Below are 9,577 nucleotides of genomic sequence, written 5' to 3' on the forward strand. Positions count from 1 at the left end.
GGAGGTTAAGCTATGACTGCCGTAAATGATAAAATATCCACAATCGTCAATGGGAAGCGTGTGATTACAAAAAAGCCGGAGCTTCTCGCACCTGCGGGTAATCTTGAAAAGCTGAAAATTGCTGTTCACTACGGAGCGGACGCGGTCTTTATCGGAGGACAGGAATACGGGTTGCGCTCAAATGCTGACAACTTTACGATCGAAGAAATTGCAGAAGGCGTTGAATTCGCGAAACAATATGGCGCGAAGATCTACGTAACGACAAATATTTTCGCCCATAATGAAAACATGGACGGGCTTGAAGAATACTTGAAAGCACTTGGAGACGCCAACGTTGCCGGCATCATTGTGGCAGATCCGCTTATTATCGAAACATGCCGAAGAGTGGCGCCGAATGTTGAGGTTCACTTGAGCACACAGCAGTCTCTTTCAAACTGGAAGGCTGTCCAGTTCTGGAAGGAAGAAGGCCTTGACCGCGTTGTGCTGGCACGTGAAACAAGCGCTCTCGAAATCCGAGAAATGAAAGAAAAAGTAGATATCGAAATTGAATCGTTTATTCACGGAGCGATGTGTATCGCGTATTCCGGCCGCTGTGTCCTGAGCAATCACATGACAGCGCGGGATTCCAACCGCGGAGGCTGCTGCCAGTCATGCCGCTGGGATTATGACCTGTATCAAACAGACGGTGCTAACGCCGTTGCTTTGTATGGTGAAGAAGATGCGCCATTTGCCATGAGCCCGAAAGATTTGAAGCTGATTGAATCTATTCCGAAAATGATCGAAATGGGCATCGACAGCTTAAAAATTGAAGGCCGCATGAAATCAATTCACTATGTAGCAACAGTTGTCAGCGTATACCGCAAAGTCATTGATGCTTATTGCGCTGATCCGGATAACTTTGTGATTCAAAAAGAATGGCTTGAAGAGCTTGATAAGTGCGCCAACCGGGACACTGCGACAGCTTTCTTTGAAGGAACGCCAGGCTATGAAGAGCAAATGTTCGGTGAGCACGCCAAAAAAACGACGTTTGATTTTGTCGGCTTAGTGCTGAATTATGATGAAGACACACAAATGGTCACACTTCAGCAGCGTAATTTCTTCAAAAAAGGCGACGAAGTGGAATTTTTCGGTCCGGAAATTGAAAACTTTACACATACGATTGAAACCATTTGGGACGAAGACGGTAATGAGCTAGATGCTGCCCGCCATCCCCTGCAAATTGTCAAATTCAAACTAGACAAAAAGATATATCCGAGCAACATGATGAGAAAGGGGAAGTAACACCCATGGGTAAGAATCCAGTAGTCATTGGAATCGCAGGAGGTTCCGGTTCAGGAAAAACGAGTGTCACACGGTCGATTTATGAACAATTTAAAGGACACTCGATTTTAATGATCCAGCAAGACCTTTATTATAAAGACCAAAGTCATCTTCCGTTTGAAGAAAGGCTGAACACAAACTATGATCATCCGCTTGCGTTTGATAATGACTATTTAATCGAGCATATTCAGGATCTATTGAATTACCGCCCGATTGAAAAGCCGATTTACGACTATAAGCTTCACACACGTTCAGAGGAAACGGTTCACGTAGAGCCCAAGGATGTTATTATCCTTGAAGGCATTCTAGTTCTTGAAGACAAAAGGCTCCGTGATCTGATGGATATCAAGCTTTACGTTGATACAGACGCTGACTTGCGTATCATCAGACGGATTATGAGAGATATTAATGAGCGCGGCCGCTCTATTGACTCTGTCATTGAACAATATGTGTCAGTTGTCCGTCCGATGCATAACCAATTTGTCGAGCCAACGAAACGATACGCTGATATTATTATCCCGGAAGGCGGACAGAATCACGTCGCAATTGATCTAATGGTCACAAAAATCCAAACCATTCTTGAACAAAACGCGATTTTGTAATACCATAGCATAGACATAAATAACTCTGACCATATTATGTATAGGCAGGAAGGGGATGTGCAAATTCCCTTCTTTCCCTGTTTATAAACGCGAAATATTTGCAGAACGACAAGATTCAGTTTAAGATAAACAGTACCTATATGGGAGAGAAGAACGAGGACTGCCCTGTGTTCTCATTCTTGTATTTTTTAGTTTATGCTCTCATACATAATCGAAGATGTTGAGGGACAACCAGAAGGAGTGAAGGGACATGGCACAAGAGAAAGTTTTTCCTATGACTGTAGAAGGAAAACAAAAACTTGAACAAGAATTAGAATATTTGAAAACGGTTAAACGAAAAGAAGTAGTAGAACGCATCAAAATTGCGAGAAGTTTCGGAGACCTTTCCGAGAACTCTGAATACGATTCAGCGAAAGAAGAGCAGGCATTCGTAGAGGGTCGTGTAACGACTCTTGAAAATATGATCCGCAACGCGAAAATCATTGAAGATGACGGCGGCTCTAACGTTGTCGGTTTGGGAAAAACCGTCACTTTCGTCGAACTGCCTGACGGTGACGAAGAATCATATACAATCGTTGGAAGCGCTGAAGCTGATCCGTTTGAAGGAAAAATCTCAAACGATTCACCGATCGCAAAAAGCCTGCTGGGCAAAAAAGTAGATGAAGAAGTCACAGTTCAAACACCGGGCGGAGAAATGCTCGTGAAAATTGTGAAAATTTCATAATATCCGTTTAGCAAAGAAACACCTCGTCCACAATGTGGATGAGGTGTTTTTTTATGAAGATATCGAAACGAATGAAGCTGGCAGTCATTGCATTTTTGATCGTGTTTTTTCTGCTTCTGCTGAGGCTGGCGGAGATCCAGCTGTTTTTCACAGAATCATTTTCAAAAAAGAAAATCAATCTGATCCAGGAAAGCGTGAAACAGCGGACGGAGGAAGTGCTCATTTCTGACGGAAGAGGCTCCTTTTTGGATCGAAACGGGCAGGCGCTGACCGGTAAAAGCGAGCCTGCGGTTGTTTTGTTCCCTTTTCTGCTGACGCAGGATTGGCCGATCCAAAAGGTTGCGGACATACTCGGCATGTCTGAAGATGAACTGCACCAGACACTCGCAAAGGCGAAAAAACCGGTCATTTTGCAACAAAAGAAAATCAAAACACTTTCGAAACAATCCATCACAAAAATCAATTCTTTGAAATATCCCGGCATTTACGGCGTATATATGGAGAATGAAGACAAGCCCAGCCTTGCTTCACATACGATAGGAAGCACGAATCAAGATCCGGCGCTTCTCCGCAAAAAATATCCTGATAAGGAGAACCTTCCGATTACAACAGAAATCGGTACAACCGGTTTAGAACGGACATTTGATGAGTTTTTGCTTCCGGAACAAGACACAAAGCTTTTATATCATGTGGACGGAAAAGGAAACCCTTTGTTCGGCATGGACGTCAAATATACAGCTGAAGCCAATACATTTTATCCGCTCCAAATCAAAACAACGATCGATCAAAGCATACAAAAAGCGATGGAGGAGATATTGGATGAACAGGGGCTGAAAAAAGGAGGAGCTGTGCTGCTGGACATCGAAAATAGCAGCGTTCTGGGAATTGTAAGCAAACCGGATGCCGATGTCTCACGGCAAAACACGCTTCAAAATTATATGCTGACGCCAATCTATCCCGGTTCTGTTTTTAAAACAGTCATTGCCGCAGCTGCGATCGAAAATGATACGGTGAAGCCGAGCCAAACCTTTAATTGTAATTTAAACCTGTACGGGGAACCGGGTGACGACAAAGGAACCTTGTCTTTTGATGAAAGTTTTGCCCAAAGCTGCAACTACACATTTACGAGCCTTGCAGAACAATTAATGAAAAAAGACAGCTCGGTTATTGAAGACATGTCCGAAAAGCTGGCTCTCACTGATCGGGCAGGCTGGGAAGGAAAACTATATCACGAATCAGATTTCCGCCAGTTCTATAACGAAAAAAGCGGCGTGATTTGGGGGGATGATAAAGACAAAGCAGTCAAAAAAGCCATTGCACAAACAGCGATCGGGCAGAAAAATGTAAAGGTAACGCCGCTCGAGGTAGCCAATATGATGGCGACAATCGCCCGTGGCGGAGATAAGCGGCAGGTGAAAATCGCTGAGCAAATTGAATATAAAAACGGCACAACACTCGTTACGTTTAAAGATCAGAAGCTTAAAGGAGAAACGATAGATAAATATACGGCACAGCAGCTTCAAAAAATGCTGCGGCGGGTGGTGGAATCTCCTTCCGGAACGGGCAGAAGGTTTCAGGATCTTCCGTATACTGTAGCAGGGAAGTCAGGAACAGCCCAGACAGGCAAGCTTTCAAAAGAGAAAGAAACGCTCTATGAAAAATGGTTTGCAGGATATTTTCCGGCGGATAAGCCGAAATATGCTCTTGTCGTTTTACACATGGATACGCCGGGGGATAAGGCTCTGACAAATTCGGTGTTTTATGATATTGTTAAAAACGTACACGAAATTCAAATCAATAAGAAATAGAACAACTTCTCAGCACATGGTAAAATATATGCTGAGCCAAGAGGGATAAAGGAGTGCAGAATTATTGAGCAATAATCAATCTCGTTATGAAAACCGTGATAAGCGCAGGAAAGCTAATTTAGTGCTTAACATTTTAATCGCAATCGTATCCATATTAATTGTCGTAGTAGCAGCTAATCTCTTCATTAACAGTCCTTCTAGCAAAGATGTCAGCAAGGATTCTGAAACAGCGCAATCTCCGGCTTCAGGAAAGACGGAAAAGAAATCGGACGAAGATATAAAAGACAGCAAGAAAGATACTTCTGACAGCGAAAAGGATTCTGAGAAATCTTCTGATTCCAAAGAGGATGATTCTTCTTCTAAAAGTGATGATTCTGATTCAGGCTCAAGCTCAGATTCAGATGACCCGCTTAAAGACGCAAAAGTTACTGAAGGCGGCTCATCAAGCGACGTGGAAAAAACGTATGAAAATCCTGACTGGAAAGCAGTCGGAACTGAGCAGACGGGCGAGCACGCCGCAACTTATGACTCAAGTTCACAAGACTGGGCTGAAATGCTAAATGCCATTTCATATGCAACCGGTGTTTCAACAGATAACATGACGGTGCTATGGCTCGGTAACAACGGCAGCCCTCAGGATGCCAAAGGCAAGATTTTAGACAAGACGACTGGGGATAAATATCAAGTCACGATTACATGGGTTGATAAAAAAGGCTGGAAGCCGACAAAAGTAGAGAAACTAAAATAAACAAAAGCAGCCGGTTTAGAGCCGGCTGCTTTTGTTTTAGGCCTCAGCTGCGAAGTGAACAACCGCGCTGTACAATATTCTGCCGTCTGCCACAGCAGTTTGGTGTGAAACAGATTTCACCCGGAGCATGATGGCTTTATTGTTTTCAATTTGGGTATTGATTTTCTTTTCAAGCTCTTGCAATGAAGCCGCTTCAAAAAATTCCACTTTGTCTTTTATCAAATCTAATTGAAAATTCATGTCCAGACCCTCCAGCTTTCACAAGTCATATGAAGTATAAGCTTTTTTGCGGTAAGCGCGCAATATAGATGGCCTAAAATACACGAAGTGTTTTAGTACCTGCTTTCCAGAAGATGTGGTAAGATAGGAACTGTTCCATCATTAATTCATAGTATGCTTATAGGAATTATAAAATATGGAGTGTGACAAATATGGGACGTGAATTTATTCCTCTCTTTGAAGATTGGGCAGCAACTTATGACCAAACAGTACAAGGTTTTGATATTCAGTATAAAGAAGCGTTCAGAGGCTACGATGATATCCTTGAGTCCATCGTCAGCAGATCTGGAACGCATGTGTTAGAATTTGGCCCGGGGACGGGGAATTTGACAGCCAAGCTGCTGGAAGCGGGCAAATCTGTATTTGGAATTGAACCGTCTCCCGCTATGCGTAAATTAGCTTCTGACAAGCTTTCAGGCAGGGCGGAAATCGTTGACGGAGACTTCCTGACATTTCCTGAACCTCCATTTCATGCTGACACAATTGTCAGTTCATATGCTTTTCATCATTTGACCGACGAAGAAAAGCGGGCTGCCATAAAGCATTATGGCACATACCTTCACTTGCATGATAGAATAGTGTTTGCCGATACCGTCTTTGAAGATATGCAAGCATATCAACAGGCTATTGATAAAGCCCGTTCTCAAGGCTTCAATCAGCTGGTACATGATTTAGAGACGGAGCATTATCCTACATTAGATGCGTTGAAAGCGATGTTTACGGCTGAAGGTTTTGCAGTCCAATTCACTCAGCAAAACGACTTCGTGTGGATAATGGAGGCGATCAAACGGTAAAGTGAAGGGAATGTGAATAGATGAAACTAGCAGTCATCGGAGCAATGGAAGAGGAAGTTACCATCCTAAGAAGCAAACTTGAAAATGCAAAAACAGAAACAATCGCACACTGTGAATTTACAACAGGCGAATATGAAGGAACTGAAGTGATTCTTTTAAAATCAGGAATTGGAAAAGTAAATGCTGCCATCAGCACAACGCTTCTGCTTGACCGTTACAAGCCTGATTATGTTATTAACACAGGCTCAGCGGGCGGATTTCATCATACACTGAATGTAGGAGATGTCGTGATTTCTACTGACGTTCGCCACCATGATGTAGATGTAACAGCCTTTGATTATGAGTACGGTCAGGTTCCGGGTCTTCCGGCTGCTTATGCGGCAGATGAAAAACTAATCAACATCACTGAAGAAGCGATTTCTGAATTAAACGGCATTCAGGTTGCAAAAGGAACAATCGCAACAGGCGATTCTTTCATGAACGATCCAAAGCGGGTTGAAGAGGTGCGTGCGAGATTTTCTGATCTGTACGCGGTTGAAATGGAGGCTGCGGCAGTGGCTCAAGTATGCCATCAATTTAAAACGCCGTTTGTCGTCATCAGAGCGTTATCTGATATCGCAGGAAAAGAATCACATGTATCATTTGACCATTTTTTAGAGCAGGCGGCTGTCAATTCAACAGAGCTTGTGTTAAAAGTGATCAAACGAATTCATTAAGAACGGGGGAGAATTCTCCTCCGTTTTCCCTAAAAACAACCTCTATCAAGGAGGAGGACATATATGACTGTTATTACGGACATTACCGAGCTGATTGGGAACACACCGCTTCTCCGCCTGAGGAACTTTGATGTTCCTGAGGGAGTCGCAGTGTATGCCAAGCTTGAAATGATGAATCCCGGCGGAAGCATCAAAGACAGACTGGGAGATATGCTGATCCGTGACGCGCTGGAGTCGGGAAAGGTGAAGCCCGGCGGAGTGATTATAGAAGCCACGGCAGGCAATACAGGGATCGGCCTTGCGCTGAGTGCCAGAAAATATGGATTACAAGCGATTTTCTGTGTTCCCGAACATTTCAGCACAGAGAAACAGCAAATTATGCAAGCGCTTGGCGCATCGATCATTCATACACCGCGTCAAGACGGAATGCAGGGAGCCATTCAAAAAGCCATTCAGCTGGAGACGGAAATTAAAAATTCTTATTGTGTTTTGCAATTTAAAAACCAAGTAAATCCATCGACTTACTATAAGACGCTTGGGCCTGAAATATGGGAAGCGCTTGACGGCAATATTCATACGTTCGTCGCAGGGGCAGGATCAGGGGGCACATTCGCAGGAACTGCATCCTTCTTAAAAGAAAAAAATCCAGCAGTCAAAACAGTGATTGTTGAACCAGAGGGCTCCATCTTAAATGGAGGAGAGCCGCATGCTCATAAAACAGAAGGCATCGGCATGGAATTCATCCCCGATTATATGAATGAGAGCCATTTTGATGAGATCTACACCGTAACAGATGAGAATGCGTTTAGACTTGTGAAAGAAGCGGCGAAAAAAGAAGGTCTGCTGATCGGAAGCTCTTCAGGTGCAGCACTTTATGCAGCATTGAAGGAAGCAAAAAAAGCATCCGCAGGTACAAACATTGTCACTGTATTTCCTGACAGCAGTGATCGTTATATCAGCAAACAAATATACGAAGGAGGCATCTGATATGAAGAAAAAAACATTGATGATACATGGCGGAATTACAGGCGATGAAAAAACAGGCGCGGTTTCCGTGCCCATTTATCAAGTAAGCACGTACAAGCAACCGAAAGCAGGGAAGCATACCGGCTATGAGTATTCAAGAACGGCCAATCCGACAAGGTCCGCTCTCGAAGCACTTGTGACAGAGCTGGAAGGCGGGGAAGCAGGCTATGCGTTCAGTTCTGGAATGGCTGCTATTACAGCGGTTATGATGCTGTTTAACAGCGGAGATCATGTCGTGTTGACTGATGATGTGTACGGCGGAACATACCGCGTAATGACAAAGGTGCTTAATCGTCTTGGCATTGAATCAACATTTGTCGATACAAGCAACAGAGAAGAAGTCGAAAAAGCGATTCGTCCAAACACAAAAGCCATTTATATTGAGACACCGACAAACCCCCTGCTCAAAATCACTGACTTGGCGTTAATGGCTGATACCGCAAAAAAAGCGGATGTTCTTCTTATTGTCGACAATACCTTTAACACTCCTTATTTTCAGCAGCCGCTCACTTTAGGAGCTGATATTGTGCTTCACAGTGCGACAAAATATCTTGGCGGACACAGTGACGTCGTCGGCGGTTTAGTTGTGACAGCTTCGAAAGAGCTTGGAGAAGAGCTGCATTTTGTGCAAAACTCCACAGGCGGCGTCCTTGGCCCTCAAGATTCCTGGCTGTTAATGAGAGGAATCAAAACGTTGGGACTCAGAATGGAAGCGATCGACCAAAATGCGCGAAAAATCGCAAGTTTTCTGGAGAATCATCCTGGTGTCCAAACGTTATATTATCCTGGTTCCTCAAATCATCCCGGACATGAGCTTGCAAAAACACAAGGGTCTGGCTTCGGTGGCATGATCTCGTTTGATATCGGCAGTGAAGAGCGGGTTGATGCATTTTTAGGGAATCTGAAACTGTTTACCATTGCTGAAAGCCTGGGCGCGGTGGAAAGCTTAATTTCTGTTCCGGCAAGAATGACACATGCCTCTATTCCGAGAGAGCGCCGGCTTGAACTAGGCATTACGGACGGATTAATCAGAATATCTGTAGGAATAGAAGATGCGGAAGATTTGCTGGAAGATATCAAGGAAGCGCTTGAAAATATATAACAAATGGATAGAATTACTTTCCCTGTAAGCTGCCAGATTATATTATAATAGTCGTATACTATGAATCTGGCAGGTGATTCTTTTGAATAAAAATAGAATGAAATCTTTAAAAGAGGACTATAAGCATTTTGCTTTTACATTGCTTGCAGTCAGCACTTTTTTATATATAGGCGCAGTTCTTCCCGATCAAGGCTTAACGTTAGGCCAGAAATCGATGATGTTTTTAGCGGATTGCATGTTTTTAGCAGGTGCCTTCTTTTGCGTTGATCGTTCATTGATTTACAAGAAGCGTTTGGAAGAAGTCGACGAATAAAAAACAGCCATCAACTCAGGGACTGACCCCATAAGATGAGACAAATAAAAAACACCTTCAAGTTTGAAAACGGATGATTGTTATCCGAAATTAGACTTGGAGGTGTTTTTTCTATGAGGACAAGAGTGAGTTATTCGGTTGAAGT

Annotated in this window: 11 protein-coding genes; 10 read left to right on the forward strand and 1 reads right to left on the reverse strand. The window is 43.5% G+C overall.

Annotated features, from left to right (window positions below):
- The first annotated feature begins 12 nt into the window (after positions 1–12).
- From Q3W56_RS08485 to Q3W56_RS08505, 5 genes are all read left to right on the forward strand, one after another.
- Positions 13–1,281: a peptidase U32 family protein gene (locus Q3W56_RS08485; RefSeq protein ID WP_014114598.1), complete on the forward strand. Its 1,269-nt coding sequence runs from the start codon at positions 13–15 to the stop codon at positions 1,279–1,281.
- A 5-nt stretch (positions 1,282–1,286) separates the two neighbouring features.
- Positions 1,287–1,922 (forward strand): uridine kinase, encoded by a 636-nt coding sequence (udk, locus tag Q3W56_RS08490; RefSeq protein ID WP_003225916.1) that lies wholly within the window; start codon positions 1,287–1,289, stop codon positions 1,920–1,922.
- 250 nt (positions 1,923–2,172) lie between these two features.
- Entirely contained in the window at positions 2,173–2,646 is a 474-nt protein-coding gene (greA, locus tag Q3W56_RS08495) for a transcription elongation factor GreA (RefSeq protein WP_019715204.1), read from the forward strand.
- A gap of 53 nt (positions 2,647–2,699) precedes the next feature.
- On the forward strand, positions 2,700–4,454 hold the full coding sequence (locus Q3W56_RS08500; protein ID WP_302895145.1) for a peptidoglycan D,D-transpeptidase FtsI family protein: 1,755 nt from the start codon (positions 2,700–2,702) through the stop codon (positions 4,452–4,454).
- Positions 4,455–4,518: 64 nt separating this feature from the next.
- Positions 4,519–5,202, forward strand: a complete 684-nt coding sequence (locus Q3W56_RS08505) for a YrrS family protein (RefSeq protein ID WP_268400169.1) — start codon at positions 4,519–4,521, stop codon at positions 5,200–5,202.
- A 36-nt stretch (positions 5,203–5,238) separates the two neighbouring features.
- Here Q3W56_RS08505 and Q3W56_RS08510 read toward each other — a convergent pair whose 3' ends face one another.
- Positions 5,239–5,442, reverse strand: coding sequence for a YrzA family protein (locus tag Q3W56_RS08510; RefSeq protein ID WP_003225924.1), 204 nt, complete (start codon positions 5,440–5,442; stop codon positions 5,239–5,241).
- A 191-nt stretch (positions 5,443–5,633) separates the two neighbouring features.
- Here Q3W56_RS08510 and Q3W56_RS08515 point away from each other — a divergent pair, with 191 nt between their 5' ends.
- The 5 genes from Q3W56_RS08515 (at position 5,634) to Q3W56_RS08535 (ending at position 9,432) form a co-directional block, all read left to right on the forward strand.
- Positions 5,634–6,275 (forward strand): class I SAM-dependent DNA methyltransferase, encoded by a 642-nt coding sequence (locus tag Q3W56_RS08515; RefSeq protein ID WP_302895146.1) that lies wholly within the window; start codon positions 5,634–5,636, stop codon positions 6,273–6,275.
- Positions 6,276–6,295: 20 nt separating this feature from the next.
- Complete coding sequence (gene mtnN / locus Q3W56_RS08520; RefSeq protein ID WP_302895147.1) at positions 6,296–6,991, forward strand: 5'-methylthioadenosine/S-adenosylhomocysteine nucleosidase; 696 nt, start codon at positions 6,296–6,298, stop codon at positions 6,989–6,991.
- 63 nt (positions 6,992–7,054) lie between these two features.
- The gene (locus Q3W56_RS08525) at positions 7,055–7,978 is read left to right on the forward strand and encodes an O-acetylserine dependent cystathionine beta-synthase (protein ID WP_302895148.1); all 924 of its coding nucleotides are present in this window, start codon (positions 7,055–7,057) and stop codon (positions 7,976–7,978) included.
- Position 7,979: 1 nt separating this feature from the next.
- A complete protein-coding gene (locus Q3W56_RS08530) occupies positions 7,980–9,119 on the forward strand; it encodes a bifunctional cystathionine gamma-lyase/homocysteine desulfhydrase (protein WP_302895149.1) in 1,140 nt (379 codons plus the stop codon).
- Between the two features lie 82 nt (positions 9,120–9,201).
- On the forward strand, positions 9,202–9,432 hold the full coding sequence (locus Q3W56_RS08535) for a YrhC family protein (protein ID WP_302895150.1): 231 nt from the start codon (positions 9,202–9,204) through the stop codon (positions 9,430–9,432).
- Positions 9,433–9,577: the final 145 nt, after the last annotated feature.

Origin of the sequence: Bacillus sp. C28GYM-DRY-1, from assembly GCF_030519405.1 — a bacterium.
In the GTDB taxonomy this organism is placed as follows: Bacteria; Bacillota; Bacilli; order Bacillales; family Bacillaceae; genus Bacillus; species Bacillus spizizenii_A.

Bases quoted from the DNA above. Each gene is read 5' to 3' on its own strand.
- Q3W56_RS08485 (WP_014114598.1), top strand. From the start codon at position 13: ATGACTGCCGTAAATGATAAAATATCCACAATCGTCAATGGGAAGCGT.
- udk (WP_003225916.1), top strand. From the start codon at position 1,287: ATGGGTAAGAATCCAGTAGTCATTGGAATCGCAGGAGGTTCCGGTTCA.
- greA (WP_019715204.1), top strand. From the start codon at position 2,173: ATGGCACAAGAGAAAGTTTTTCCTATGACTGTAGAAGGAAAACAAAAA.
- Q3W56_RS08500 (WP_302895145.1), top strand. From the start codon at position 2,700: ATGAAGATATCGAAACGAATGAAGCTGGCAGTCATTGCATTTTTGATC.
- Q3W56_RS08510 (WP_003225924.1), bottom strand. From the start codon at position 5,442: ATGAATTTTCAATTAGATTTGATAAAAGACAAAGTGGAATTTTTTGAA.
- Q3W56_RS08515 (WP_302895146.1), top strand. From the start codon at position 5,634: ATGGGACGTGAATTTATTCCTCTCTTTGAAGATTGGGCAGCAACTTAT.
- mtnN (WP_302895147.1), top strand. From the start codon at position 6,296: ATGAAACTAGCAGTCATCGGAGCAATGGAAGAGGAAGTTACCATCCTA.
- Q3W56_RS08525 (WP_302895148.1), top strand. From the start codon at position 7,055: ATGACTGTTATTACGGACATTACCGAGCTGATTGGGAACACACCGCTT.
- Q3W56_RS08530 (WP_302895149.1), top strand. From the start codon at position 7,980: ATGAAGAAAAAAACATTGATGATACATGGCGGAATTACAGGCGATGAA.